This is a genomic window from Curtobacterium sp. MCSS17_008 (genome assembly GCF_003234185.1).
GTDB lineage: Bacteria > Actinomycetota > Actinomycetes > Actinomycetales > Microbacteriaceae > Curtobacterium.
This window is the reverse complement of the sequence record NZ_QKSM01000001.1, coordinates 399743-425658: the sequence shown is the minus strand read 5'-3', so window position 1 is coordinate 425658 and position 25916 is coordinate 399743. Positions and strand designations below refer to the sequence as shown.

Genomic DNA, 25916 nt, shown 5'->3' with positions numbered 1-25916 from the left:
CCACGTCGTGTGTTGCGGCGGAGACGCCCGGGTCAGGCGCCGACCGGACGGCGACGCTCCCGCGGGAAGACGATCCCGAGCGCGACCATGCCGACGGCGAGCACGAGGTGCAGCCAGTTGTCGGCGTCGTTGAGCGGCACGAAGTTCGCGCCGGAGCTGTGGCCCGCGGTGAAGAGGCCGTAGATCCACAGCACGAAGTAGACGATCCCGCCGATCACCAGGTACATCCGCGAGCCCGAGGCGCGAGCGGCCGCGAGCAGCCCGACCACGCCGAAGAGCAGGTGGACGACGTTGTGCAGGACCGAGACCTGGAAGACACCGAGCAGCATCGCCATCGACCCGTGCCCGGCACCCGCGAGGTCACCCGTGGTCAGACCGGGGACGAAGCCGGCGATCCCGACGAGCAGGAACACGATGCCGACGACGAGCGCGACCTTCTGGATCGACGATCCGGCGTAGCGGTTGGTGGAGGTGGTGACGTCACTCATGGGTGCTCCTTCGTCAGCGGCGCGGCTGCGCCGGGTTGGTGGGGACGCCGTGCGAGGGCGGGTTGATCGCGGGGCCGGAGGTGTCCGGGGAAACCTGCGCGGGCGCGGGCGCGCCGTCGGCGACCTCGGGGAGGTCGTGCGGCACGGAACCGCTCGGTTCCGCGCCGGCGTCGAGTGCCTCGGCGCGGTGCCGGAGGACCTCGAGGACCGGAAGCCGGCCACCGTGCGTCTGCTCGTGGTCGAGCAGGGCCTGCAGCTGCGTCCGGTCGAGCGGTCGGATGCGCTCGGCGAGGTTCCCCAACGGCAGGTGGTCGAAGTCCGGCAGGGGCAGTTCTGTGTTGGTCATGGTGCTCCTCCTGGTGTGCTGCGGACGGGGTGTGTCCCGGGTCCGCGTCGACCCGGACGGTACCCAGAGCCGCCTCAGCGCGTCCGGAGGCCGGCTCCGACCCCGCGCACGGAGGGCACCGCGCCCGTGGGACGATGGAACCCATGCGCCTCGTCGTCGCCGGCAGCCCCGCTGCGGCCGTCCCCACCCTCCGCCGTCTCGCGGCGTCCGACCACGAGATCGCGGCGGTGCTCACCCGTCCGCCGACGCCCCAGGGGCGCAAGCGCGTCCTGACGTCCACCCCGGTGGCGCAGGCGGCGGAGGAGCTCGGGCTGCCGGTCATCGAGGCGACGCGGGTGGACGACGCCGTCACCGCGGAGCTCGTCGACCTGCACGCCGACCTCGGTGTCATCGTCGCCTACGGAGCGCTCCTGCGCCGACCGGCACTCGACGCGCCGCGCCTCGGCTGGGTGAACCTGCACTTCTCCGACCTCCCGGCGTACCGGGGGGCCGCCCCCGTCCAGCGCGCCGTGATGGCGGGGGACACCCGCACCGCCGCGACGGTGTTCCAGCTCGTCGAGGCGCTGGACGCCGGTCCGGTGTACGCCAGCGACCCGTTCGACATCGACCCCGAGGCGACCGCGGGCGAGGTCCTCGCGGCCATGGCCGAGACCGGCGCGGAGACCGTGCTCCGGGTCGTCGACGGCCTGGCCACCGGCACCGCGGTCGCGCACGAGCAGGTCGGCGAGCCCTCGACCGCCCCGAAGACGACGATCGCGGACGGGCACGTGGACTTCGCCCGGCCCGCCGCCACCGTGCACGCCCACCTCCGCGGGGTCACGCCGGAGCCCGGCGCCTTCGCCCTCCTCGGTGAGACCCGGGTGAAGCTGCTCCGCAGCCGCCGGTCCGGGCCCACGCCCCCCTCGGGCCCGACGCTCGCACCCGGCAGGGTCGAACTGGTCGACGGGCGGCTGCTGGTCGGGACCGCCGACGACCCCCTCGAGCTCGTCGAGGTGCAACCCGCCGGCAAGAAGGCGATGGACGGTGCCGCCTGGGCGCGCGGCCTCGGTGCCCTCGAGGGCGTGGTGCTCTCGTGAGCCCGTCGCAGCACCCCCGCGCCGACCGTCGCCCCCGTCCGACCAGCGCGCGCCGGGTCGCGTTCGACGTGCTCCGTGCGGTGCAGGTCGACGACGCCTATGCCAACCTGCTCCTGCCGACCCGCATCCGCCGCGCCGGGCTCTCCGCGCGCGACGCCGCGTTCGCCACGGAGCTCACCTACGGCGCGCTCCGGATGCTCGGCCGCTACGACGCGATCGTCGGGGTCGCGTCCGGCCGTCGCGTGGACAACATCGAGTCCGACGTCCTCGACGTCATGAGGCTCGGCGTCCACCAGCTGCTCGGCATGCGCACCCCGACGCACGCCGCGGTCTCGGCGACGGTGGAGCTCGCCCGCGAGGTCGGCGCCCGTCGCGCCACCGGCTTCGTGAACGCCGTGCTGCGGAAGGTCGCCGCGCGCACCGACGACGAGTGGGACGCGCTCGTCACCGAGGGACGGAGCGGGGACGCCCTGCTCGCGACGCGCTGGTCGCACCCGTCGTGGGTCGTCTCCGCGCTGCGCGACGCCCTCGCCGCCGAACGCTCGCGTGACGAACTCGCCGCCTTGCTCGCCGCCGACAACGTGGCCCCGCGGGTACAGCTGGTCGCCCTGCCCGGACTCGCGACCGACGAGGACGTCGCCACCGCCACGACGACGGACGCCCCGGACTCCGGAGGCGCGGCGGTGGACGCGGCAGGAACGACGGCCGACGAGGAGACCGGCACCGTGCCCGGCGCCCCGGTCGCCGAGGCAGACGCCGGTCCGGTGTCGCCCGTCGGGATCCGCGGGACCACCGGGGACCCCGCCCGGGTGCCCGGGGTCGCGGCCGGGAGACTCCGCGTCCAGGACGAGGGGTCCCAGCTGGCGGCCCTGTCGCTCACGCGGTCCGCACCGGTCCGTGCGGGGGAGCGGTGGCTCGACATGTGCGCCGGCCCCGGCGGGAAGGCGGCGCTGCTCGCCGCCGAGGCGGCCGTGGGCGGCGCGACCCTCGTCGCGAACGAACTCGTGCCCGCGCGGGCCGGGCTCGTGCGGAAGGCCCTGGCGACGGTCGCCGACGAGGACGTCGTCACGGTGGTCGAGGGGGACGGCCGACGCTTCGGCCGTCCGGGGGACGAGCGCTTCGACCGCATCCTGCTCGACGCTCCCTGCACCGGCCTCGGCGCGCTCCGGCGCCGTCCGGAGGCGCGGTGGCGCAAGCAGCCCGAGGACGTGCCGGAGCTCGCGGCGCTGCAGGCCGAACTCCTCGACGCGGCCGTCCGGGCACTCGCCCCCGGCGGCACCCTGGCCTACGTGACGTGCTCCCCGCACCTCGCCGAGACCCGCGGCCAGGTCGACGCGCTCATGGCCCGGCACGGCGACGTCCTCGAGCAGCTCGACACCGCCGGAGTGGTGCGGTCGGTGGCCGGCCGTGACCCGCGGGTGGCGGACGGTGCCACGGTGCAGCTCTGGCCGCACCGCATCGGCACGGACGCGATGTTCGTCGCCCTGTTCCGCCGCACCGCCTGAGCGCCGAGGTGGTGCGCGGTCGTCGGTAGGGTGGGCGGGTGACGATCCGCATCTCGCCGAGCATCCTGTCCGCCGACTTCGCGAACCTCGAACGCGAGCTGCACCGCATCGAGACGGCCGACATGGTGCACGTCGACGTGATGGACAACCACTTCGTGCCGAACCTCACCCTGGGCCTGCCGATCGTGCAACGCCTGCAGGAGGTCTCGCCGGTGCCGCTCGACGTGCACCTCATGGTCACCGACGCGGACGCGCAGGCGCCGAAGTACGCGGAGACGGGGGCGTCGAGCGTCACGTTCCACTTCGAGGCCGCCGACGACCCGGTGGCGACCGCCGCGGCGATCCGGTCGAACGGCGCCCGCGCGGCCGTGGCCGTGAAGCCCGGCACGCCGATCACGCAGGTGCTCCACCACCTCGACGCCTACGACATGATCCTGCTCATGACCGTGGAGCCGGGCTTCGGCGGCCAGGCGTTCATGTCGTCCGTCATGCCGAAGCTCGCCGACGCCCGTGCGGCCGTGGACGCCTCCGGTCTCGACGTCTGGCTCGAGGTCGACGGCGGCATCGCGGTCGACACCGTGCCCGAGGCGGTCCGCAGCGGCGCCGACACGCTCGTCGCCGGGTCCGCCGTCTACGGCGGCGAGCCCGCGCAGCGCATCGCCGACCTGCGCGAGGCGGCCGCGGCGGCACGCGCGTGACCGACCAGGTGGGTGGCACGGCCGAGGCGACCAGCGCCTCCCGTCCGGACGGTGCGTCCGACGCACCCGCGCAGGACGGTAGCCTGGTCCTCGTGAAGACGTTCGACGACCTGTTCGCGGAGCTGACCGAGAAGGCGCGGACGCGCCCCGAGGGCTCCGGCACCGTCGCCGAACTGGACGCCGGCGTGCACCAGATCGGCAAGAAGATCGTGGAAGAGGCCGCCGAGGTCTGGATGGCGGCCGAGTACGAGGGCGACGAGCGCACCTCGGAGGAGATCTCCCAGCTGATCTACCACCTCCAGGTGCTCATGGTCGCGAAGGGGCTCACCCCGGCGGACGTCTGGCGACATCTGTAGGACCTGCAGCCGCGCCCTCCGGCGCAGCCGCGACCTCCAGCAGTCATCGACCTCCAGCAGAAAGCAGACCACCTGATGCTCCGCATCGCCGTGCCCAACAAGGGCTCGCTGTCCGAGACCGCCTCCGAGATGCTCAGGGAGGCCGGGTACGCCGGCCGCCGCGACCCGAAGGCGCTCCACCTGCTCGACGAGCGCAACGGCGTCGAGTTCTTCTTCCTCCGTCCGCGGGACATCGCGACGTACGTCGGCTCTGGCGCGCTCGACGTCGGCATCACCGGCCGCGACCTGCTGCTCGACTCCGGGTCCGCGGCGCACGAGGTCGACGCCCTCGGGTTCGCCGACTCGACGTTCCGGTTCGCCGGGACACCCGGACGGTTCACCGAGCTGCAGGACCTCGACGGCGTCCGGGTGGCGACGAGCTACCCGGGCCTGGTGGGGGAGTTCCTCGCACAGCACGGAGTCACCGCGACGCTCGTGGGGCTCGACGGGGCCGTGGAGAGCGCGGTCCGCCTGGGTGTCGCCGACGCGGTGGCCGACGTCGTGTCGACGGGCAGCACGCTGCGCGCCGCCGGCCTCGAGATCTTCGGCCCGGTCATCCTCGAGTCGACCGCGCTGCTCATCTCCACCGACGAGACGATCCCGGGCATCGACGTGCTACGCCGCCGGCTGCAGGGCGTGCTCGTCGCGCGCGGCTACGTCATGCTCGACTACGACATCCCGACCGACCTGCTCGAGCAGGCGACGGCGGTGGCGTCGGGCATCGAGTCCCCGACGGTCTCCCCGTTGCACGGCCGCGACTGGTCCGCGGTGCGCGTGATGATCCCGCGCGAGGACGCCAACCTCATCATGGACGCGCTGTACGACCTCGGCGCCCGCGCCATCCTCGTCAGCCCGATCCACGCCGCACGCCTGTGAACGCCCCGACGACGGGGACGCCCGCGGCGCAGGGCGGCGTCGCCGTCCGCGTCATCCCATGCCTCGACGTGCAGGGCGGGCGGGTCGTCAAGGGCGTCAACTTCCTCGACCTGCAGGACGCCGGCGACCCGGTCGAGCTCGCCGCACGCTACTACGAGCAGGGCGCCGACGAGCTGACCTTCCTCGACGTCGGCGCGACGGTGGAGAACCGCGCGACGATGTACGAGACCGTGACGCGCACCGCCGAGCAGGTCTTCATCCCGCTGACCGTCGGTGGCGGGGTCCGGAGCGTCGACGACGTCTCCCGACTGCAGCAGTGCGGTGCGGACAAGATCGGCGTGAACAGCGCGGCGATCGCCCGACCCGAGCTGGTGAGCGAGATCGCCGACCGCTTCGGCGCCCAGGCGGTCGTGCTGTCGCTCGACGTCAAGCGCTCGGACCGGATGCCGTCCGGGTTCGTCGTCACGACCCACGGTGGGCGCACGGAGTCCGACCTCGACGCGATCGCCTGGGCCCGCGAGGGCGTCGAGCGCGGCGCGGGGGAGCTGCTGGTCAACTCGATCGACGCCGACGGCACGAAGAACGGCTTCGACCTCGCGCTCATCGCCGCCGTGCGGGCGGTCTCCTCCGTGCCCGTCATCGGTTCGGGAGGCGCTGGTCGCCTCGAACACTTCGCCCCGGCCGTCGAGGCGGGTGCGGACGCGGTGCTCGCCGCGAGCGTCTTCCACCGGGGCGAGATGACGATCGGCGACGTCAAGACGGCGCTCCGCGCCGCCGGCCAGCCGGTCCGCTGACCGTCCGTGGTCCGGGTCGTCCGCCGGGCCGTCCACCGCGTCGTCGGCTCGCCGGTCGGCTCCGTCCGGACGCCGTAGGCTAGGAGCCTCATGACCGACAGCACCAGCAGCAGCACGGACGCGGTCCTCGACCGCGCGCGGTTCGGTGCGGACGGGTTGCTCCCCGCCGTCGTGCAGGAGGAGTCCACGAAGGACGTCCTCATGCTCGGCTGGATGGACCGGGAAGCCCTCCGCCGCACCCTCACCGAGGGGCGGGTGACGTTCTGGTCGCGCTCCCGGCAGGAGTACTGGCGCAAGGGCGACACGTCCGGTCACGCGCAGTTCGTGCGCGCCGCGGCGCTCGACTGCGACGACGACACCCTGCTCGTCACGGTGCAGCAGGTGGGCGCCGCGTGCCACACCGGTGCGCACAGCTGCTTCGACGTGGACCCTCTCGACCCGGTCACCGCCTCGGCACCCGGCCCGACGACCGTCGGGACCGCGTCCGCCCAGGCGACCACCGCAGTGGAGGAGACCCGATGAGCACCGCGACGGGCGTCGAGGAGCCGCGCACCACCTCCCGGCAGGACTTCGACGACCTGCTCGACGGCCACCGCGTCGTGCCCGTGGTGCGCGCCCTGTACGCGGACAGCGAGACGCCGGTCGGCGTGTACCGGAAGCTCGCGGACGGCCGCCCCGGGTCGTTCCTGCTCGAGTCGGCCGGCCAGGGCGGTCTGTGGTCGCGTTGGTCCTTCGTGGGCGTGCGCAGCTTCGGCGTCCTGACCCAGGACGGCGACCGCGCGGCCTGGATCGACACCGGCATGCCGGCGTCGCGCGCCGTGGGCTCGGTCGACGGCGAGCCGCTCGAGGTGCTCGCGCGCCTGCACGCCCGCTGGGCGACCCCGCGCGTGCCTGGCACCCCGCCGCTCGTCGGCGGGACCGTCGGCTTCATCGGGTGGGAGGCCGTCCGGCAGCTCGAGCACCTGCCGGACGTGCCGACCGCCGACTTCGACGTGCCCGGACAGGCGCTCGCGTTCGTCTCGGAGCTCGCGGCGCTCGACCACCGCACCGGACTGGTGCTCCTCGTCGCGAGCGTCCTGAACGACGGCACCGACGACGCCGACACGATGTGGGCGGACGCGCAGACCCGGCTCGACCGGATGCAGGGCGACCTGGTGCAGCCGAGCCCGGCGACGGTCGCCGAGGCGTTCGAGATCGCGGAGCCGACGCCGCGACACCGGACGCGCCCCGAGGACTACATGGCCGCGGTCGAGCGGTCGAAGGACTTCATCCGCGACGGCGACGTGTTCCAGGTCGTGATCTCGCAGCGGTTCGACCACGACGTCACGGCGGACCCGCTCGACGTCTACCGGGTGCTCCGGACCCTCAACCCGAGCCCGTACATGTACTTCCTCGCCCTGGCGGACACCGCCGACGAGCGGTTCTGGATCGTCGGCGCCTCGCCCGAGGCGCTCGTCAAGGTGCAGGACGGACGGGCGATCACCCACCCGATCGCCGGGTCGCGCCCGCGCGGCGCGAGCCCGGTCGAGGACGTCCGGCTCGGCGACGAGTTGCTCGCCGACCCGAAGGAGCGCGCGGAGCACCTCATGCTCGTCGACCTCGCACGCAACGACCTGCAGAAGGTCTGCGAGCCAGGGACCGTCGCCGTGACCGAGTTCATGACGGTCGAGCGCTTCAGCCACATCATGCACCTGGTGTCGAGCGTCGAGGGTTCGGTCCGGCCGGGGGCGTCGGCGATCGACGTGTTCCGCGCGACCTTCCCGGCAGGCACGCTCTCCGGCGCGCCGAAGCCGCGCGCCCTCGAGATCATCGACGAGCTGGAGCCCGCGAAGCGCGGCGCCTACGCAGGTGTGGTCGGCTACTTCGACTTCGCCGGGGACGCCGACCTCGCCATCGCCATCCGCACGGCGCTCATCAAGGACGGCGTCGCCCGGGTGCAGGCGGGGGCCGGACTCGTCGCCGACTCCGACCCGCACACCGAGCACGTCGAGGCGGTCAACAAGGCGGCTGCGCCCCTGCGCGCCGTCGCCACGGCGAACCGGATGCGCGAGGTGCGCCCGTGAAGCGGTCCCGCCCCCTGGTCGTCGTCGCGGGGCTCGCGGTGGCGGGCATCGTGATGCTGGCGTGGACGCAGACCTGGTTCACGGTGCACCTGCACGCAGGGTCGGCGGTCGTGCCGCGTGTGGTCGCGGACGGCGCGGCCGTGGTGCCGCAGTACACGGCGCTGGCGATCGCGAGCCTGGCGCTGTTCCTCGCGCTGACGATCGCCGGTCGGGTGCTCCGGGTGGTGCTGGCGGCGGTCGAGGTGCTCCTCGGCGCGGCCGTCGTCGCCACCGGCATCGGCGCCCTGGCGGATCCGGTCGGCGCCTCGAAGGGCGCGGTCGGGGAGGTCGCGGGTGTGAGCGACGCCGCCGGGGTCCGGCAGGTCGTCGAGCGCGTCGACGTCACGGTCTGGCCGGCGATCGGCATCGCTGGCGGGGTGCTCGCCGTGCTCCTGGGCGTGGTCGTCTTCGTGGTGCAGCGCTCGTGGCCCGGTCCGACGCGGAAGTACGCCGCGGCGACGTCCGGCGCACCGGCGGAGGCACGCGCGGCAGCACCCGCCGAGCGTGACGCCATCACGGACTGGGACGACCTGAGCGCGGGTGCCGACCCCACGGCCGCGGACGTCCCGGTGGTCCGCACCGGGACGGACGGCGGCGCGGTGGAGGAGTCGCCCACGGTCGGCACGGTAGGATCGGAGCGGCGTCGATCGGACGACGGCGCCGGAGCAGAACGAGGAGCACCGTGAGCAACACTGAGCCCGCAGAACTCGGCGAGGGCCACTCGCCCGCCGCCTGGACCGCCGTCGTGATCATGCTGATCGGCTTCGCGGCGGGCACGCTGTTCTTCTGGTTCGACCTGGCGTGGGGCGTCTGGGCCTCCGCCGCCGTCGTCGTGATCGGTCTGGTCGTCGGCGCCGTGATGGCGAAGGCGGGCTACGGCGTCAACGGTCCGAAGTTCGTCCCCAAGCACCACTCGGAGTAGTCACCGTGCCGAACGTGCTCGAGACCCTCGTCGCGGGCGCGCTCGAGGACGCCGCCGCCCGTCGTGCCGACCGTCCGCTCTCGGACGTCGAGCGTGACCTGGACCGGGTGGCGTCGCCGCTCGACGCCCTCGACTTCCTGTCGCCCGGCGAGCGGGTGAAGATCCTCGCCGAGGTCAAGCGCGCGAGCCCGTCGCGCGGCTCGATGGCCCCGATCGAGGACCCGGCCGCCCTCGCCGCGGACTACGAGCGTGGTGGTGCGTCGACGATCAGCGTGCTCACCGAGGGGCGGAAGTTCCTCGGCAGCCTCGCCGACCTCGAGGCCGTGAAGGCCCGTGTCACACTGCCGGTGCTCCGCAAGGACTTCATCGCCGACCCGTACCAGGTGCTCGAGGCCCGCGCCGCCGGTGCCGACCTGGTGCTGCTCATCGTGGCCGCGCTCGAGCAGCGGCAGCTCGTCGAACTGCACGAGCTCGCCGAACAGCTCGGCATGCGCGTGCTCGTCGAGGCGCACTCCGCCGACGAGGTCTCGCGTGGCGTCGACGCCGGCGCGCGCGTCCTCGGCGTGAACGCCCGTGACCTGACCGACTTCTCGCTGGACCGCGACCTGTTCGGCTCGCTCGCCGAGCGCATCCCCGACGGGGTCGTCCGCGTCGCCGAGTCGGCCGTCGCCGGTCCCGCCGACGTCGCGCACTACCGCGCTGCGGGTGCCGACGTCGTCCTGGTGGGGGAGGCGCTCGTCACGGGCGCCGACCCGGCCACCACCCTCGCGTCGTTCATCGCCGCGGCGGACGGCCTCGCCCGCCCGCGCGCCTGACCGGCTCCGTCCCACCGGCCACCGGCGCACGCCGGGCCCGGCCGCTCCACCCCGGGAGACCCACCGTGACCTCACTCCGTGACCTGCAGGGCCCGTACTTCGGCGACTTCGGCGGACGCTTCGTCCCCGAGTCCCTGGTCCTGGCCCTCGACGAGCTCGAGACCGCCTTCCGCGAGGCATGGGCCGACCCGGCGTTCCGCGACGAGCTCGACACGCTCCAGCGCGACTACACCGGCCGCCCGTCGATCATCACCGAGGCGCCGCGCTTCGCGCAGCACGCCGGCGGTGCCCGGATCATCCTCAAGCGCGAGGACCTCAACCACACCGGCTCGCACAAGATCAACAACGTGCTCGGACAGGCGCTCGTCGCGAAGCGGCTCGGCAAGACCCGGCTCATCGCCGAGACGGGCGCCGGGCAGCACGGTGTCGCGACCGCGACCGCCGCGGCCCTGTTCGGCATGGACTGCGTCGTGTACATGGGCGCCGTCGACACGGAGCGCCAGGCGCTGAACGTGGCGCGGATGCGGCTGCTGGGCGCGGAGGTGATCCCGGTCGAGACCGGCTCCCGGACGCTGAAGGACGCCATCAACGACGCCCTGCGCGACTGGGTCGCGAACGTCGAGTCGACGCACTACCTGCTCGGCACCGTCGCGGGCCCGCACCCGTTCCCGGAGATGGTCCGCGAGTTCCACAAGGTCATCGGGGAAGAGGCCCGCCAGCAGGTCCTCGACCGGATCGGACGGCTGCCGGACGCGGTCGCCGCGTGCGTCGGCGGCGGCTCGAACGCGATGGGCATCTTCGAGGCGTTCCTCGACGACGAGTCCGTCCGGCTGCACGGGTACGAGGCGGGTGGCGACGGCATCGAGACCGGTCGGCACGCCGCGAGCATCTCGCTGGGGCGTACCGGCGTGCTCCAGGGCACGATGTCGTACCTCATGCAGGACGAGGACGGCCAGACGATCGAGAGCCACAGCATCTCGGCGGGCCTCGACTACCCGAGTGTCGGACCGGAGCACGCCTACCTGGCGTCCATCGGACGCGCGCAGTACGAGCCGATCACCGACGCCGAGGCCATGGAGGCGTTCCGCCTGCTGAGCCGGACCGAGGGCATCCTGCCCGCGATCGAGTCGTCGCACGCGCTGGCCGGCGCGATCAAGCTCGGCAAGGAGCTCGGCCCCGAGGGGGTCGTGCTCGTGTCCCTGTCCGGACGCGGCGACAAGGACGTGGCATCCGCCAGTCGCTACTTCGGCATCCTCGACGAGAACGCGGTGCAGCTGTGACGAACCCCGAGACGAACCGGTCGGTCGCGACGACGATCGACACCGCGAACGCGGAGCGCGCGGGCGCCGTCGTCGGCTACCTGCCGGCCGGGTTCCCGGACCTGCAGACGAGTGTCGACGCTGCGGTGGCCCTCGCCGAGAACGGCGTCGACGTCATCGAGCTCGGCCTGCCGTACTCGGACCCGGTCATGGACGGCCCCGTCATCCAGCGCGCGGCGGAGGAGAGCCTGGCGAACGGCTTCCGCGTCGCGCAGGTGTTCGACGCCGTCGACCGGATCACGGACCGCGTCGACGTGCCGGTCCTCGTGATGACCTACTGGAACCCGGTGCTGCGCTACGGCGTCGACCGGTTCGCCGACGACCTCGTCGCCGCGGGTGCCTCGGGACTCATCACACCGGACCTCATCCCCGACGAGGGCCGGGCATGGATCAACGCCTCGGAGCGCACCGGCCTCGACCGCGTCTTCCTCGCGGCGCCGTCCTCGACGGACGCGCGCATGGAGCAGGCCGTCCGGTCGAGCCGCGGCTTCGTCTACGCCGTCTCCACCATGGGGGTCACCGGGGCGCGGATCGGCGTCGACACCGCCGCTCGCACGGTCGTCTCGCGCCTGCGCGACGCCGGCGTCGAGCGCACCTGCGTCGGCCTGGGCATCTCGACGGCCGACCAGGTGGCCGAGGTGCTCGAGTACGCGGACGGCGCGATCGTCGGGTCCGCCTTCGTCCGCGCCCTCGCCGACCTCGGCGTGCAGGGCGTCGCGGAACGTGCCGCCGACCTGACCAGCGGCGCCCGGCGCGGCTGACGCGAGCAGGCGTCGGACAGGAGGCGCGGTGCGGGTGCGGGACGTCGGTCACCCGCACCGTTCCTCCTGACCGTCCTGGTCACGGTTCCCACAGGACGGCCCGCTGCGTTCCTGGTCGGCGCGGTTCCCGCGCTACAGTGAGCGGGGCCGACCCTCCAGCGGCACCGCGGCCGTCCAGCACCGAAAGGCGACAGCACCTCCATGCACCTCCTGAGCATCCCGAGCCCGAGCACCGCGTGGCAGTACTTCGACCTGACCGCCTGGCTGCGCGACGTCTTCGGGTGGTCGCTGCCGCTCGACTTCCGGATCCACGCCTACGCCATCTGCATCCTGCTGGGGATCGTCGCCGCCGTGGTGCTGGCGAACCGGCGTCTCAACGCGCGCGGGGTCGAGCGGTGGATCATCATCGACATCGCGATCTGGGCGGTACCGGCCGGCATCATCGGCGGGCGACTGTTCCACGTGTTCACCCACGTCAGCGACTACTTCGGCCCGGGGCGTGACCCGTTCTCGCTCCTCTACGTCTGGGAGGGCGGCCTGGCGATCTTCGGGGCGCTCATCCTCGGATCGGTCGGCGCGTACATCGGCTGCCGCCAGGTGGGGCTGCGCTTCTCGACCCTGATCGACGCGATCGCGCCGGGCGTCCTGCTGGCGCAGGCGTTCGGCCGTCTCGGCAACTACTTCAACCACGAGCTGTTCGGGATGCCGACCAGCCTGCCGTGGGGCCTGGAGATCGAGTCGTCGAACCCGGCGTTCCCGACGGGTCTGCCCGAGGGCACCCTGTTCCACCCGACGTTCCTCTACGAGATCATCTGGAACGTCGTCGGTGTGGTCGTCATCCTGCTGCTCGACAAGCGGTTCCGCCTGCAGTGGGGCAAGGTCATGGCGCTCTACCTGATCTGGTACGGCACCGGCCGCGCGGTGCTCGAGTCGATCCGCGTCGACACGAGCGAGACCTTCGCCGGCGTCCGCACGAACGTCTGGATGTCCTTCGCCGCGATCCTGCTCGGTGTCATCGTCTTCCTGGTGCAGACGCGTCGGCACACCGGCAACGAGCCGAGCCCGTACCTGCCGGGTCGCGAGCCGCGTCGGAGCACCGATGTAGACTCGGACGACACCTGGTCGGAACACGACGACGACGCTCCTGCGGCCGCCGCCGACGCCGATCCGGTCCCCGCAGCGGGTCCCGCCCGGTAACACCCCGTCCGGCCGGCCTGCTCGGTGGACGGCATCCGCCGGTCACGAGCACCCGTCGCACGGTCGGGCCGCCACGAGCGGCCCCACCACCTCGCGCGTCGTCCGCGCACCCTCCACGACGACGCGCACGGGCACCAGTCCCGCCCGCTCGGGCGGAACGCACCACCGGGCCACCGACGTCCCTGTTCCACTTCCTCGTGAGGACGGTTCCCCATGGCGCTCCAGCCAGACCCTGCCCCCCGCTCGACGCGCTCCCTGCAGCCGGCGCACCGACGCTTCTCGGCCGTGCCGGAGGCGACGGGCGCGTACGACCCGGCCAACGAGAAGGACGCCTGCGGCCTCGCGATGGTCGCGACGCTCCGCGGCACCGGCGGCCACGACATCGTCGACGCCGCGCTCGGCGCGCTCCGGAACCTCGAGCACCGGGGTGCCGTGGGGTCCGACGCGGGCACCGGGGACGGCGCGGGCATCCTGTGCCAGGTACCGGACGCGTTCCTGCGCGACGAGGTCCCCTTCGAGCTCCCCGCCGCGGGCGAGTACGCCGTCGGTACGGCCTACCTGCCCGTCGACGAGGACGAGCGTCACGCGGTGAAGGGCGCCGTCGAGCGGATCGCGCGCGAGGAGGGCCTGAAGGTCCTCGGGTGGCGCGAGGTCCCGGTGCGCCCGGAGGTCCTCGGCACGCTCGCCCGTGCGGCCATGCCCGCCTTCGAGCAGCTCTTCGTGGCCTCCACCCGGCACGACGTGCACGGTGCTGCGTGGAGCGGGATCGCCCTCGACCGCCAGGCCTTCCGCCTGCGCAAGCGCGCGGAGCACGGCGTCGAGGCCTACTTCATGTCGCTCTCGAGCCGCACCATGGTCTACAAGGGCATGGTCACGACGCTGCAGCTCGAGCCGTTCTACCCGGACCTCAGCGACGAGCGCTTCGCCTCGAAGCTCGCGATCGTGCACTCCCGGTACTCGACGAACACGTTCCCGTCGTGGCCGCTCGCCCAGCCGTTCCGCACGCTCGCGCACAACGGCGAGATCAACACGGTGCGCGGCAACCGCAACTGGATGCGCGCACGCCAGTCGCAGCTCGAGAGCGAGCTGCTCGGCGACCTCGCACCGCTCCTGCCGATCGTGAGCCCCGGTGCGAGCGACTCCGCCTCGTTCGACGAGACCCTCGAGCTGCTCACGCTGACCGGCCGGAGCCTGCCGCACGCGGTGTCGATGATGGTGCCGGAGGCCTGGGAGAACCAGGTCGGGATGGACCCGGACCTCCGGGCGTTCTACGAGTACCACTCGATGCTCATGGAGCCGTGGGACGGTCCGGCCGCGATCACCTTCACGGACGGTGCGATCGTCGGCGCCACGCTCGACCGCAACGGCCTGCGGCCCGGACGCTTCCTCGTCACCGACGACGGGCTCATCGTGATGGGCTCCGAGACCGGCGTGATCGACGTGCCCCCCGGCAAGGTCGTCCGCAAGGGGCGTCTGCGCCCCGGTCGCATGTTCGTCGTCGACACCGAGGCCGGACGCATCATCGAGGACGACGAGGTCAAGCGCGACCTCGCGGCCTCCGGCCCCTGGGCGCAGTGGCTCGACGAGGGCCGGATCAACCTGTCCGACCTGCCGGAGCGCGAGCACATCGTGCACACCCCGGCGTCGGTGACCCGACGGCAGCGCGCCTTCGGGTACACCGAGGAAGAGGTCCGCATCCTGCTGCGTCCGATGGCGCAGACGGGCGCGGAGCCCCTCGGCGCGATGGGTTCGGACACGCCGATCGCGGTGCTGTCCGAGCGTCCTCGCCTGCTGTTCGACTACTTCACGCAGCAGTTCGCGCAGGTGACGAACCCGCCGCTCGACTCGATCCGCGAGCAGGTCATCACCTCGATGGGGATGGGCCTCGGCCCGGAGCGCAACCTGCTGAGCGCGGGCCCCGAGCACGCGAAGCAGATCGTGCTCGACTTCCCGGTCATCGACAACGACGAGCTCGCGAAGATTCAGCACTTCGAGACCTCCTCCGGGCGCCACCTCACGGTGACGATCAAGGGCCTGTACCGCGTCGACGCGGGCAAGAAGGCGATGCAGAAGCGCATCGCGGCGGTCTGCGACGAGGTCGACCAGGCGATCGACTCGGGCAAGCAGTTCATCGTGCTGTCCGACCGCGACGGCAACGCGGAGCAGGCTCCCGTCCCGAGCCTGCTGCTCCTCGCCGCCGTCCACCACCACCTCATCCGCACCGAGCAGCGCATGAAGGTCGGGCTCATCGTCGAGGCCGGCGACGTCCGCGAGGTCCACCACGTCGCCACCCTGATCGGCTACGGCGCGTCGGCGATCAACCCGTACCTGGCGATGGAGACGTGCGAGAACCTCGTGCGTTCGGGGATGATCACCGGCATCACGCCGGAGCAGGCCGTGCAGAACGTCATCAAGGCGCTCGGCAAGGGCGTACTGAAGATCATGTCGAAGATGGGCATCTCGACCGTGTCCAGCTACGCGGGCGCCCAGGCGTTCGAGGCGGTCGGGCTCAGCCAGGAGTTCGTCGACAAGTACTTCACCGGGACGTCGTCGATCCTCGGCGGCGTCGGCATCGAGGTCATCGCCAAGGAGAACGCCGAGCGGCACGCGCAGGCGTACCCGCAGGACGGTGCGGTGCTGTCGCACGAGCGGCTGCAGACGGGTGGCGAGTACCAGTGGCGCCGCGAGGGGCCGCCGCACCTGTTCAACCCGGACACGGTGTTCCGCCTGCAGCACGCGACCCGCGCACGCCGCTACGACATCTTCCGTGAGTACTCGCAGGCGGTCGACGACCAGTCCGAGGAGCTCATGACGCTCCGCGGCCTGTTCCGCTTCCGCCACGGGGTGCGGAAGCCGATCCCGCTGGACGAGGTCGAGCCGATCGAGTCGATCGTCAAGCGGTTCAACACCGGCGCGATGTCCTACGGGTCCATCTCGCAGGAGGCCCACGAGACCCTGGCGATCGCGATGAACCGTCTCGGTGCGCGCTCGAACACGGGCGAGGGCGGCGAGGACGTCGAGCGCCTGCTCGACCCCGAGCGACGGAGCGCGATCAAGCAGGTCGCGTCCGGCCGGTTCGGCGTGACGAGCATGTACCTCACCCACGCCACCGACATCCAGCTGAAGATGGCGCAGGGTGCGAAGCCGGGCGAGGGCGGGCAGCTGCCCCCGACGAAGGTGTACCCGTGGGTCGCCCGCACCCGGCACGCGACCGCGGGCGTGGGCCTCATCTCGCCGCCGCCGCACCACGACATCTACTCCATCGAGGACCTCAAGCAGCTGATCTTCGACGTGAAGCGGGCCAACCCGTCCGCTCGTGTCCACGTCAAGCTCGTGAGCCAGTCCGGCATCGGTGCGGTCGCCGCGGGCGTGACGAAGGCCCTGGCCGACGTCGTGCTCGTGTCCGGCCACGACGGTGGGACGGGAGCGTCGCCGCTCAACTCGCTCAAGCACGCGGGCACGCCGTGGGAGATCGGGCTCGCCGAGACGCAGCAGACGCTCATGCTCAACGGCATGCGCGACCGCGTGGTCGTGCAGGTCGACGGGCAGATGAAGACCGGCCGCGACGTCGTCGTGGCGGCGCTGCTCGGAGCCGAGGAGTACGGCTTCGCCACGGCACCGCTCGTCGTCGAGGGCTGCATCCTCATGCGCGTGTGCCACCTCGACACGTGCCCGGTGGGTGTCGCGACGCAGAACCCGGAGCTCCGCAAGCGCTTCACCGGCAAGCCCGAGTTCGTCGTGAACTTCTTCGAGTTCATCGCCCAGGAGGTCCGCGAGCTCCTCGCCGAGCTCGGCTTCCGGTCGTTGGACGAAGCGATCGGCCAGGTCGACGCGCTCGACACCGACCGTGCGGTGGAGCACTGGAAGGCGTCGGGCCTCGACCTCGCGCCGGTGCTGCACGGGCCGGAGTTCGGACGCGACGAGCCGCGGCGCCACGTCCGCGAACAGGACCACGAGCTCGACGAGCACTTCGACGTGCAGCTCATCCAGCAGACGGCGGACGTGCTGGAGCACGGCGGGTCGGTCGCGCTCGACCTGCCGATCCGGAACACGGAGCGTGCGGTCGGCACGATGCTCGGTCACGAGGTGACGCTCCGCCACGGCGAGCACGGGCTGCCCGCCGGGTCGATCGACATCACGCTGCGCGGGTCGGCCGGGCAGTCGCTCGGTGCGTTCCTGCCCGCGGGCGTCACGCTCCGACTCGTCGGTGACAGCAACGACTACGTCGGCAAGGGACTGTCCGGCGGCGCGATCGTGGTCCGCCCGGACTCCGAGTCGGCCTTCGACCCGTCCGAGAACGTCATCGCCGGCAACGTGATCGGCTACGGCGCGACGCAGGGCAGCATGTTCATCCGCGGCATCGTGGGCGAGCGCTTCCTCGTCCGCAACTCCGGTGCCACGGCGGTCGTCGAGGGTGTGGGCGACCACGCGCTCGAGTACATGACCGGTGGGCTCGCGCTCGTCCTGGGCGAGACCGGCCGCAACCTCGGAGCGGGCATGTCGGGCGGGACGGCGTACGTGCGCGGGCTCCGGCGTGAACACGTGAACGCCGACGCACTGGCGAGCGGCGAGCTCCGGCTCGAGGAGCTGGACAGCGCCGACGTCGAGATCGTCACCGACCTGCTCCGGCAGCACCTCGCCGAGACCGGATCGACCGTCGCGGGCGACCTGCTCGAGTCGGGCGACCTGGGCGACTTCGTCAAGGTGCTCCCGCGCGACTACGCAGCCGTGCTCCAGACCCGCAAGCAGGCGGTCGACGAGGGGCTCGACCCGGACGGCACCGTCGTCTGGAACCGCATCCTCGAGGTGACCGGTGGCTGACACGAACCCGACACCGACCGCCGCGCGGAACCCGATGCGGGGCGACACGCGCACCCACACCCAGACCCACACCGAACAGGAGGCGGACCATGGCTGACCCGAAGGGCTTCCTCAAGGTGCAGGAGCGCGAGCTCCCGCCCCGTCGCCCCGTCCCCGTGCGGCTCATGGACTGGAAGGAGGTCTACGAGCAGCAGGAGTCCGGCGCCCTCAAGCGCCAGGCCGGGCGGTGCATGGACTGCGGCGTCCCGTTCTGCCACCAGGGCTGCCCGCTCGGCAACCTCATCCCGGAGTGGAACGACCTGACCTGGCGCGGCGAGGGCCGACAGGCGATCGAGCGGCTGCACGCGACCAACAACTTCCCGGAGTTCACCGGGAAGCTGTGCCCCGCCCCGTGCGAGGCGTCCTGCGTGCTCGGCATCAACCAGCCGCCGGTGACGATCAAGCAGGTCGAGGTCTCGATCATCGACGAGGCCTACAAGAACGGCTGGGTCACTCCGCACCCGCCGGAGCGTCTGACCGGCAAGACCGTCGCCGTCGTCGGGTCCGGCCCGGCCGGGCTCGCCGCCGCGCAGCAGCTCACCCGCGCCGGCCACACCGTCGCCGTCTACGAGCGCGACGACCGCATCGGGGGCCTGCTCCGCTACGGGATCCCGGACTTCAAGATGGAGAAGCGCCAGATCGACGCGCGCCTCGCCCAGATGCAGGCCGAGGGCACCCGCTTCCGCGCCGGCGTCGAGATCGGCGTCGACATCACCTGGGACGACCTCAAGTCCCGGTACGACGCGGTCGTCGTCGCCACCGGCGCCACGGTGCCGCGCGACCTGCCGATCCCGGGGCGCGACCTCGAGGGCGTGCACTTCGCGATGGACTACCTCGTCCAGCAGAACAAGGCGAACGCCGGCACGACCGTCGACAACCAGGTCACCGCCGAGGGCAAGCACGTCGTCGTCATCGGCGGCGGCGACACCGGAGCTGACTGCATCGGCACCGCCCACCGCCAGGGCGCGCTCAGCGTGACGAACCTGGCGATCGGCAAGCAGCCGCCGCTCGAGCGTCCCTCCGAGCAGCCGTGGCCGATGTTCCCGACCGTGTTCGAGGTGACGAGCGCCCACGAAGAAGGGGGCGAGCGGCAGTTCCTCGCGTCGACGGTCGAGTTCCTCGGCAACGCCGCGGGCGAGGTCCGGGCGCTCCGCGTCGCCGAGACCGAGTACCTCGACGGCCGTCGCGTGCCCAAGGCCGGGACGGAGCGCGAGATCCCCGCGGACCTGGTGCTCATCGCCATGGGCTTCACCGGACCGGAGACCGAGACGATCGAACCGCAGCTCGGCCTGCCGGTGACGGTGTCCGGCGCGGTGTCGCGCCAGGCCGACTACTCGACGAACGAGCCCGGCGTGTTCGTCGCCGGGGACGCCGGTCGCGGACAGTCGCTCATCGTGTGGGCGATCGCCGAGGGCCGCGCCGCGGCGTCCAAGGTCGACGAGTACCTCGAGGGTTCGACGATCCTCCCGGCACCCGTCAAGGCCACCGACCGTGCGCTCACGATCTGACGTCGTGGACGCCCACGGAACACCGGTCCGTCGGTGAGCAGCAGGCCACCGGCACTCGATAGGGTGCTGGTGGCCTGCTCTCGTTCCGCGCGGCCCCACAGCGCGGAACCCCGGCACCATCCACCACACGAAGGAATCCATTGAGACGCGCAAAGATCGTTTCGACGCTCGGCCCGGCTACGTCGGACTACGAGACCGTCAAGGAGATCATCGAAGCGGGCGTCGACGTCGCCCGCCTCAACCTCAGCCACGGTGACTACAGCGTCCACGAGGCCAACTACGAGAACGTCCGCCGTGCCGCCGAGGAACTGGGCAAGCCGGTCGCGATCCTGGTCGACCTGCAGGGCCCGAAGATCCGTCTCGCGAAGTTCGCCGACGGGCCGCACGAGCTCGCCGTCGGCGACGTCTTCACGATCACGACCGAGGACGTCCCCGGCTCGAAGGAGATCTGCGGGACGACGTTCAAGGGCCTGCCGCAGGACGTCAAGCCCGGCGACCCGTTGCTCATCGACGACGGCCGCGTCCGCCTCCGCGTCCTCGACACCGACGGCGTGCGTGTGCGGACCGAGGTCGTGGTCGCCGGCACCGTCTCGAACAACAAGGGCATCAACCTGCCCGGCGTGGCCGTCAACGTCCCCGCGCTGAGCGAGAAGGACGAGGCCGACCTGCGCTGGGCGATCCGCCAGGGCGCCGACCTCATCGCGCTGTCGTTCGTGCGCAACGCCGCCGACGTCGACCGTGCGCACGAGATCATGGACGAGGAGGGCAAGCGCCTCCCGATCATCGCCAAGGTCGAGAAGCCGCAGGCGGTCGACGCCCTCGAGGAGATCATCGACGCCTTCGACAGCATCATGGTCGCCCGCGGTGACCTCGGCGTGGAGCTCCCGCTCGAGGCGGTCCCGATCGTGCAGAAGCGCGCCGTCGAGCTGTCCCGCCGCATGGCGAAGCCGGTCATCGTCGCGACGCAGATGCTCGAGTCGATGATCTCGTCGCCGATCCCGACCCGTGCCGAGACCTCGGACGTCGCCAACGCCGTCCTCGACGGCGCGGACGCCGTCATGCTCTCCGGCGAGACCAGCGTCGGCGAGTACCCGGTGCAGACGGTCCGCACCATGGCCCGTATCGTCGAGTCGACCGAGGACCACGGCCTCGAGCGCATCGCCCCGCTCGGCACGAAGCCGCGCACACTCGGCGGCGCGATCACGCTCGCCGCGGTCGAGATCGCGGAGTTCACCGAAGCGTCGTACCTCTGCGTCTTCACCGAGTCCGGCGACTCGGCCCGTCGCATGTCGCGCCTGCGCCACGGTCTGCCGATCATCGCCTTCACCCCGAACGAGGCGACCCGTCGCCGCATGGCGCTCACGTGGGGCGTCCGGTCGTTCCTGGTGGAGCGGAAGACCCACACCGACGAGCTCTTCTCGCAGGTCGACGACGTGCTGCTCGCGAACGGCCTCGCTTCCCCCGGTGACCGGGTCATCGTGACGGCCGGCTCGCCCCCCGGACTCGAGGGTTCGACGAACGACCTCCGCGTGCACCGGGTCGGCGACGCGCATGCCGAGGCGGCGCCCGCCTACGTGCGGGACTGACCCCGGATCACCACGCCGACAGGGCGCGGACGGGAGGCACGGCGCAGCACGCGCACGACGCCTCCGGTCCGCGCCCTGTCGCGTCGTGACCCCGACGGCAGTGTCCCGTCGGGACGCCCTCCGGCCAGCGAGGCGACCCCGGAACCTGCGGCGCCGCACCGAGGGTGAGGCGTCCCGCCGTCACGGCGGCGGGCGGGGGCCCGAGGTACCCGTCCGTCGGACCGAGCGGGCAGGATTGGTGCCGTGAGCCTCCAGGACGAACGCCCCACCCCACCCACCCCGGCGGACGTGCGTCGCTGGCGCCGCTACCTGGCGGACGAGCGGGCCGAGGCAGCCGTCTACCGCAACCTCGCGGCGCGACGGTCGGGCGAGGAGCGCGAGATCCTCGCGGCGCTGGCCGAGGCCGAGGGGCGCCACGAGCAGCACTGGCTCGAGCTGCTCGGCGACGACGCCGGGCGTCCGCTCCGGGGGAGCCTGCGCACCCGCGTGCTCGCCGCGCTCGCGAAGCGCTTCGGCTCGGTGTTCGTGCTCGCGCTCATGCAGCGGGCCGAGGACCGGTCGCCCTACGCCGAGGACGACGACGCGACCGCCCGGATGGCCGCCGACGAGCGGATCCACGGCGAGGTCGTGCGCGGTCTCGCAAACCGTGGCCGCATGCGGCTGTCCGGCACCTTCCGTGCCGCCGTGTTCGGGGCGAACGACGGCCTCGTCTCGAACCTCGCGCTCATCATCGGCATCAGCGCCTCCGGCGCGGACCGGCACTTCGTGCTGCTGAGCGGCGTCGCCGGCCTGCTCGCCGGTGCCCTCTCGATGGGCGCGGGGGAGTACGTGTCGGTGCGGTCCCAGCGGGAACTGCTGGACGCCTCCGCGCCGCACCCCGAGGCCGGACGCGCCGTCGCGGACCTCGACGTGGACGTCAACGAGCTCGCACTGGTCTACCGCGCGAGGGGGATGAGCGAGGCGGACGCGCAGGCCCACGCGGCCGAGGTCCTGGGCGGCCGGACCGTCACCTCGGCCACGGCGGTCGACGAGCACGAGGCCGTCGGCAACGGCATGAGCGCCGCCGTGTCGAGCTTCTGCTTCTTCGCCTCGGGCGCGGTCATCCCGGTGCTGCCGTACCTGTTCGGGCTGGAGGGCTGGCCGGCGGTCGTCCTCGCGGCCGTGCTGGTCGGCATCGCGCTGCTGGGCACCGGTGCGGTGGTGGGGGTGCTCAGTGGAGCGTCGCCGCTGCGGCGTGCGGTGCGGCAGCTCGCGATCGGGTTCGGCGCCGCGGTGGTCACCTACGGACTCGGCCTGCTGTTCGGCACCGGGAGCTCCTAGCCGCTGGCCGTCGGTCGGCAGCGGACCGAGCAGGGTGCCGCATGCACGAGTCGCGGGCGCTCAGCGGCGCATCGCGGCCCGCGGCGGCAGCAGCAGGAGCGCGGCCGCACCGACCACGACGAGCGCGATCCCCGAGAACACCGTGAAGACCGTCAGCGCGAGGCCCGGCGCCACGAGCACGACGATGCCACCGATGATCGACAGCACCCCGCTCACCACGGTCGGGAGGCGCGACGAGCCGGGGTGCCCGACGAAGCCGCCGACGAGTGCCGCGACGCCCTCGGCCAGGAACGCGACCCCCGCGAGCACCGCGTACGCCAGCAGCGGGATCGCGGGGTCGAGCAGGGTCACGAGCCCGGCGACCCCGACCAGGCCGCCCACGACGCCCGAGGTCCAGCGCCAGACCGCCGGCGTGCCGTGGCCGCGCACCGCGGCGACCACGCGCATCACACCCGAGACCACCAGGTAGACGCCGAAGACCAGCGCGACGAGCACGAGGGACGGCCGCGGCCAGACGACCGCGACGACGCCGAGCACGATCGCCACCGTCGCCGCCATGACGACGAACGCACGGAACGAGCGCACGGCACGAGAGTCCACGGGTGCACCTCCCTGTCGGTCCCGCGAGGACCCCGACGGTACCCGTGAGCGGCCGGGTCGTCCGCGCGCGTCGCCCCTCGCCGGTCCTTCCCGCTCGGTCCGCGACGACGCGATGCGGGGCTGTCCTGCGGCATGCCGCTCTGCCACCATGGAGACGTGAGCGCACTGCAGGAGGAGGGTCGGGTCGTCGCGGTCAGCCGCGACGGTGAGCACCGGTTCAGCAAGCCCGTCGTCGAGGAGATCACCCTCGTCGAGGGCTGGGGCATCGAGGGCGACGCGCACGCCGGGACCACCGTGCAGCACCGGTCGCGGGTGGCGCGGGACCCGTCGCAGCCGAACCTGCGGCAGGTGCACCTGCTGCACGCGGAGGTCTTCGACGAGGTCGCCGTCGACGGCTACACGGTCGGGCCCGGGCAGATGGGGGAGAACGTCACGACCCACGGGGTCGACCTGCTCGGGCTGCCCGCAGGGACGCTGCTGCACCTCGGAGACCACGCCTGCGTCCGCGTCACGGGCCTCCGGAACCCGTGCCGGCAGATCGACGACTTCGAGCCCGGGCTCCTGCGTCGGGTGGTCGGCCGGACCGAGGACGGCGCGGTCGAGCGGAAGGGCGGGGTGATGGGCGTCGTCGTCACCGGCGGCGTCGTCCGCGGCGGTGACCCCGTGCGCGTCGAGCTGCCCGAGGGTGAGCAGCGGGCGCTCGAGCCGGTGTGACGAACGGAGCGGGTGCGGTGTCCTGCTAGCCTGGAGCCCTCGCGAGTGTGGTGGAACGGTAGACACGGGGCACTCAAAATGCTCTGCCTCACGGCGTGCGGGTTCGAGTCCCGCCACTCGTACGATGCGCTCACGGCGCGCGGGACGGTGCCGGTCGGCGGGTCCCGCCACTCGTACGATGCGCTCGCGGCGCGCGGGGCGGTGCCGGCCGGCGGATACCGCCACCCGTACGGACGACCTGACGGAAGCCGCGTGCTCCGTCTAGTAGGCTCTCGGTCGTGAGTGACACAGAAGCAACCCCAGCAGCACCGCGTCGCGTCGTCGTCGCCGAGGACGAGTCGCTCATCCGTCTCGACATCGTCGAGATCCTCCGCGACAACGGGTTCGACGTCGTCGGCGAGGCCGGCGACGGTGAGACCGCCGTCCAGCTCGCGACCGACCTCCGCCCGGACCTCGTCGTCATGGACGTCAAGATGCCCCAGCTCGACGGCATCTCGGCGGCCGAGAAGCTCTCCAAGAACCACATCGCTCCGGTGGTCCTCCTCACGGCGTTCAGCCAGAAGGACCTCGTCGAGCGCGCGACCGAGGCCGGTGCGCTGGCCTACGTCGTGAAGCCCTTCACCCCGAACGACCTGCTCCCCGCGATCGAGATCGCGCTCTCGCGGCACCAGCAGATCATCACGCTCGAGGCCGAGGTCGCCGACCTGGTCGAGCGCTTCGAGACCCGCAAGCTCGTCGACCGGGCCAAGGGCCTGCTCAACGAGAAGATGGGCCTCACCGAGCCCGAGGCGTTCCGCTGGATCCAGAAGGCCTCGATGGACCGCCGTCTGACCATGCACGACGTCGCCAAGGCGATCATCGAGCAGCTCAGCGCCAAGAAGTAACGAGCACCACTCGCTCACAGGGAGAGCGCCGCAGGACCAGGTCCTGCGGCGCTCTCTGCGTCCGCCCCGTGTGCGCCGCGAACGCTGGTGCGTCCCCGTCGGTGGAGCAGGAACCGTCGGGTGGACGGCGGTGAGGCGACGTCTCCTGCTCCACGAACGCGGTCGTCACGGGAGGGGGAGCGAGGCCGCGCCGACCGCGTCACGGTGTGGTCGGACGGGAGGCGCGGCTCGGCGCGCCGCAGAGCCGTCACCTGGCAGGGTGGAGCGATGGACGACGTGGTGATCCGTGCCTCCCGGCCGGAGGACATGGCAGCGGTGGCCGACCTGCGCTGGCGGTGGAGCGTCGACGAGGACGGTGCGGACCCGGCGGTCACCCCGGAGCGCCACCGCGAGGCGATGGCAGCGTTCGCACGCGAACACCCGGACTCGCACCGGTGCGTCGTCGCGGAGCGCGACGGCGTCGTGCTCGGCATGGCGTGGCTCGCCATGAACCCGCGACCGCCGGCGCCGCACCGGCCCCACGGCCGGTTCGCTGCGGAACTGCAGACCGTCTACGTGGACCCTGCTCTGCGCGGTCGGGGTGTCGCGGGGCGGCTCGTCGCCCGACTCGTCGAGCTCGCGGACGAGCTCGGTGCGGAACGGATCGTCGTCCACTCGAGCATCGTCGGCGAGACGCTCTACCGGCGGCTCGGGTTCGGTGATGCCCGGCTGCTGCTGCAGCGGCCGCCGGAGGACTGACCGGGAGCGGTCAGCGCCGCTCGCGGATCATGTTCGTGATCCGCACGGTCGAGCACCGTCGGCCCTGGTCGTCGGTCAGGACGATCTCGTGCGTCGTGAGGGTGCCGCCGAGGTGGATCGCGGTGCAGGTGCCGGTGACCGTGCCGCTCGTGGCGCTCCGGGAGTGCGACGCGTTCAGCTCGATGCCGACGGCGTAACGGCCGGGGCCGGCGTGCACGTTCGCGGCCATCGACCCGAGGCTCTCGGCGAGGACGACGTAGGCGCCGCCGTGCAGGAGACCGACCGGCTGGCGGTTCCCCTCGACGGGGATGGTGCCGACCGCGCGTTCGGCGGTCAACTCCGTGATGACCATGCCCATCTTCTCGGCGAGCTCGCCCATGCCGCGGTCGGCGAGGCGCTCGTCGACGGTCCC

At 72.5% G+C, this 25916-nt stretch carries 25 protein-coding genes and 1 tRNA gene; 22 read left to right on the top strand and 4 right to left on the bottom strand.

What is annotated here, in order from left to right:
- Positions 1-32: 32 nt before the first annotated feature.
- Positions 33-488, bottom strand: a complete 456-nt coding sequence (locus DEJ23_RS01970; RefSeq protein WP_181429064.1) for a DUF4383 domain-containing protein — start codon at positions 486-488, stop codon at positions 33-35.
- A 13-nt stretch (positions 489-501) separates the two neighbouring features.
- Positions 502-834: a hypothetical protein gene (locus DEJ23_RS01965; RefSeq protein WP_111238561.1), complete on the bottom strand. Its 333-nt coding sequence runs from the start codon at positions 832-834 to the stop codon at positions 502-504.
- Positions 835-977: 143 nt separating this feature from the next.
- On the opposite strand from DEJ23_RS01965, the gene DEJ23_RS01960 reads away from it, so the two are divergent.
- The 18 genes from DEJ23_RS01960 (at position 978) to DEJ23_RS01870 (ending at position 22568) form a co-directional block, all read left to right on the top strand.
- Positions 978-1910, top strand: a complete 933-nt coding sequence (locus tag DEJ23_RS01960) for a methionyl-tRNA formyltransferase (RefSeq protein WP_111238560.1) — start codon at positions 978-980, stop codon at positions 1908-1910.
- Complete coding sequence (locus DEJ23_RS01955; RefSeq protein WP_111238559.1) at positions 1907-3415, top strand: RsmB/NOP family class I SAM-dependent RNA methyltransferase; 1509 nt, start codon at positions 1907-1909, stop codon at positions 3413-3415. The genes DEJ23_RS01960 and DEJ23_RS01955 overlap by 4 nt, the downstream gene beginning before the upstream one ends.
- A gap of 38 nt (positions 3416-3453) precedes the next feature.
- Positions 3454-4113, top strand: a complete 660-nt coding sequence (gene rpe / locus DEJ23_RS01950) for a ribulose-phosphate 3-epimerase (protein ID WP_111238558.1) — start codon at positions 3454-3456, stop codon at positions 4111-4113.
- A gap of 92 nt (positions 4114-4205) precedes the next feature.
- Positions 4206-4469: a phosphoribosyl-ATP diphosphatase gene (locus DEJ23_RS01945; protein ID WP_058726551.1), complete on the top strand. Its 264-nt coding sequence runs from the start codon at positions 4206-4208 to the stop codon at positions 4467-4469.
- 75 nt (positions 4470-4544) lie between these two features.
- Positions 4545-5384, top strand: coding sequence for an ATP phosphoribosyltransferase (hisG, locus tag DEJ23_RS01940; protein ID WP_111238557.1), 840 nt, complete (start codon positions 4545-4547; stop codon positions 5382-5384).
- The gene (gene hisF / locus DEJ23_RS01935; protein WP_111238556.1) at positions 5381-6178 is read left to right on the top strand and encodes an imidazole glycerol phosphate synthase subunit HisF; all 798 of its coding nucleotides are present in this window, start codon (positions 5381-5383) and stop codon (positions 6176-6178) included. The genes hisG and hisF overlap by 4 nt, the downstream gene beginning before the upstream one ends.
- A 90-nt stretch (positions 6179-6268) precedes the next feature.
- The gene (hisI, locus tag DEJ23_RS01930) at positions 6269-6700 is read left to right on the top strand and encodes a phosphoribosyl-AMP cyclohydrolase (RefSeq protein WP_111238555.1); all 432 of its coding nucleotides are present in this window, start codon (positions 6269-6271) and stop codon (positions 6698-6700) included.
- On the top strand, positions 6697-8241 hold the full coding sequence (locus tag DEJ23_RS01925) for an anthranilate synthase component I (RefSeq protein WP_111238554.1): 1545 nt from the start codon (positions 6697-6699) through the stop codon (positions 8239-8241). Before hisI ends, DEJ23_RS01925 begins: the two co-directional genes overlap by 4 nt.
- Positions 8238-8966: a Trp biosynthesis-associated membrane protein gene (locus tag DEJ23_RS01920; protein ID WP_111238553.1), complete on the top strand. Its 729-nt coding sequence runs from the start codon at positions 8238-8240 to the stop codon at positions 8964-8966. The genes DEJ23_RS01925 and DEJ23_RS01920 overlap by 4 nt, the downstream gene beginning before the upstream one ends.
- Positions 8963-9202 (top strand): DUF6704 family protein, encoded by a 240-nt coding sequence (locus DEJ23_RS01910; protein ID WP_058729692.1) that lies wholly within the window; start codon positions 8963-8965, stop codon positions 9200-9202. The genes DEJ23_RS01920 and DEJ23_RS01910 overlap by 4 nt, the downstream gene beginning before the upstream one ends.
- Positions 9203-9216: 14 nt before the next feature.
- Positions 9217-10017, top strand: coding sequence for an indole-3-glycerol phosphate synthase TrpC (gene trpC, locus DEJ23_RS01905; RefSeq protein ID WP_111238735.1), 801 nt, complete (start codon positions 9217-9219; stop codon positions 10015-10017).
- 65 nt (positions 10018-10082) lie between these two features.
- Positions 10083-11297 (top strand): tryptophan synthase subunit beta, encoded by a 1215-nt coding sequence (gene trpB / locus DEJ23_RS01900; RefSeq protein ID WP_111238552.1) that lies wholly within the window; start codon positions 10083-10085, stop codon positions 11295-11297.
- Complete coding sequence (trpA, locus tag DEJ23_RS01895; protein WP_111238551.1) at positions 11294-12097, top strand: tryptophan synthase subunit alpha; 804 nt, start codon at positions 11294-11296, stop codon at positions 12095-12097. Before trpB ends, trpA begins: the two co-directional genes overlap by 4 nt.
- 201 nt (positions 12098-12298) lie before the next feature.
- Positions 12299-13294 (top strand): prolipoprotein diacylglyceryl transferase, encoded by a 996-nt coding sequence (lgt, locus tag DEJ23_RS01890; RefSeq protein WP_111238550.1) that lies wholly within the window; start codon positions 12299-12301, stop codon positions 13292-13294.
- 213 nt (positions 13295-13507) lie between these two features.
- The gene (gene gltB / locus DEJ23_RS01885; protein WP_258375209.1) at positions 13508-18115 is read left to right on the top strand and encodes a glutamate synthase large subunit; all 4608 of its coding nucleotides are present in this window, start codon (positions 13508-13510) and stop codon (positions 18113-18115) included.
- An 89-nt stretch (positions 18116-18204) separates the two neighbouring features.
- A complete protein-coding gene (locus DEJ23_RS01880) occupies positions 18205-19662 on the top strand; it encodes a glutamate synthase subunit beta (RefSeq protein WP_111238549.1) in 1458 nt (485 codons plus the stop codon).
- Positions 19663-19802: 140 nt separating this feature from the next.
- Positions 19803-21248 (top strand): pyruvate kinase, encoded by a 1446-nt coding sequence (pyk, locus tag DEJ23_RS01875; protein ID WP_111238548.1) that lies wholly within the window; start codon positions 19803-19805, stop codon positions 21246-21248.
- 243 nt (positions 21249-21491) lie between these two features.
- Positions 21492-22568: a VIT1/CCC1 transporter family protein gene (locus tag DEJ23_RS01870; protein WP_111238547.1), complete on the top strand. Its 1077-nt coding sequence runs from the start codon at positions 21492-21494 to the stop codon at positions 22566-22568.
- Positions 22569-22628: 60 nt separating this feature from the next.
- On the opposite strand, the gene DEJ23_RS01865 is transcribed toward DEJ23_RS01870, so the two are convergent.
- Positions 22629-23168, bottom strand: coding sequence for an HdeD family acid-resistance protein (locus tag DEJ23_RS01865; protein WP_181429063.1), 540 nt, complete (start codon positions 23166-23168; stop codon positions 22629-22631).
- A gap of 156 nt (positions 23169-23324) precedes the next feature.
- Here DEJ23_RS01865 and DEJ23_RS01860 point away from each other — a divergent pair, with 156 nt between their 5' ends.
- The 4 genes from DEJ23_RS01860 (at position 23325) to DEJ23_RS01845 (ending at position 25504) form a co-directional block, all read left to right on the top strand.
- A complete protein-coding gene (locus tag DEJ23_RS01860) occupies positions 23325-23882 on the top strand; it encodes an MOSC domain-containing protein (protein WP_258375208.1) in 558 nt (185 codons plus the stop codon).
- A gap of 41 nt (positions 23883-23923) precedes the next feature.
- Positions 23924-24004, top strand: a tRNA-Leu gene (locus DEJ23_RS01855).
- Between the two features lie 156 nt (positions 24005-24160).
- Positions 24161-24766: an ANTAR domain-containing response regulator gene (locus tag DEJ23_RS01850; RefSeq protein ID WP_022903868.1), complete on the top strand. Its 606-nt coding sequence runs from the start codon at positions 24161-24163 to the stop codon at positions 24764-24766.
- 267 nt (positions 24767-25033) lie between these two features.
- Positions 25034-25504, top strand: coding sequence for a GNAT family N-acetyltransferase (locus DEJ23_RS01845; protein WP_111238544.1), 471 nt, complete (start codon positions 25034-25036; stop codon positions 25502-25504).
- 10 nt (positions 25505-25514) lie between these two features.
- Here DEJ23_RS01845 and DEJ23_RS01840 read toward each other — a convergent pair whose 3' ends face one another.
- Positions 25515-25883 (bottom strand): PaaI family thioesterase, encoded by a 369-nt coding sequence (locus tag DEJ23_RS01840; RefSeq protein WP_111238733.1) that lies wholly within the window; start codon positions 25881-25883, stop codon positions 25515-25517.
- Positions 25884-25916 lie beyond the last annotated feature (33 nt).

Excerpts from the sequence above, each read along its gene's own strand:
- lgt (WP_111238550.1), top strand. The coding sequence starts at position 12,299 with ATGCACCTCCTGAGCATCCCGAGCCCGAGCACCGCGTGGCAGTACTTC.
- DEJ23_RS01970 (WP_181429064.1), bottom strand. The coding sequence starts at position 488 with ATGAGTGACGTCACCACCTCCACCAACCGCTACGCCGGATCGTCGATC.
- DEJ23_RS01925 (WP_111238554.1), top strand. The coding sequence starts at position 6,697 with ATGAGCACCGCGACGGGCGTCGAGGAGCCGCGCACCACCTCCCGGCAG.
- DEJ23_RS01960 (WP_111238560.1), top strand. The coding sequence starts at position 978 with ATGCGCCTCGTCGTCGCCGGCAGCCCCGCTGCGGCCGTCCCCACCCTC.
- DEJ23_RS01965 (WP_111238561.1), bottom strand. The coding sequence starts at position 834 with ATGACCAACACAGAACTGCCCCTGCCGGACTTCGACCACCTGCCGTTG.
- hisG (WP_111238557.1), top strand. The coding sequence starts at position 4,545 with ATGCTCCGCATCGCCGTGCCCAACAAGGGCTCGCTGTCCGAGACCGCC.
- gltB (WP_258375209.1), top strand. The coding sequence starts at position 13,508 with ATGGCGCTCCAGCCAGACCCTGCCCCCCGCTCGACGCGCTCCCTGCAG.
- DEJ23_RS01840 (WP_111238733.1), bottom strand. The coding sequence starts at position 25,883 with ATGGGCGAGCTCGCCGAGAAGATGGGCATGGTCATCACGGAGTTGACC.
- DEJ23_RS01880 (WP_111238549.1), top strand. The coding sequence starts at position 18,205 with ATGGCTGACCCGAAGGGCTTCCTCAAGGTGCAGGAGCGCGAGCTCCCG.
- DEJ23_RS01845 (WP_111238544.1), top strand. The coding sequence starts at position 25,034 with ATGGACGACGTGGTGATCCGTGCCTCCCGGCCGGAGGACATGGCAGCG.
- hisI (WP_111238555.1), top strand. The coding sequence starts at position 6,269 with ATGACCGACAGCACCAGCAGCAGCACGGACGCGGTCCTCGACCGCGCG.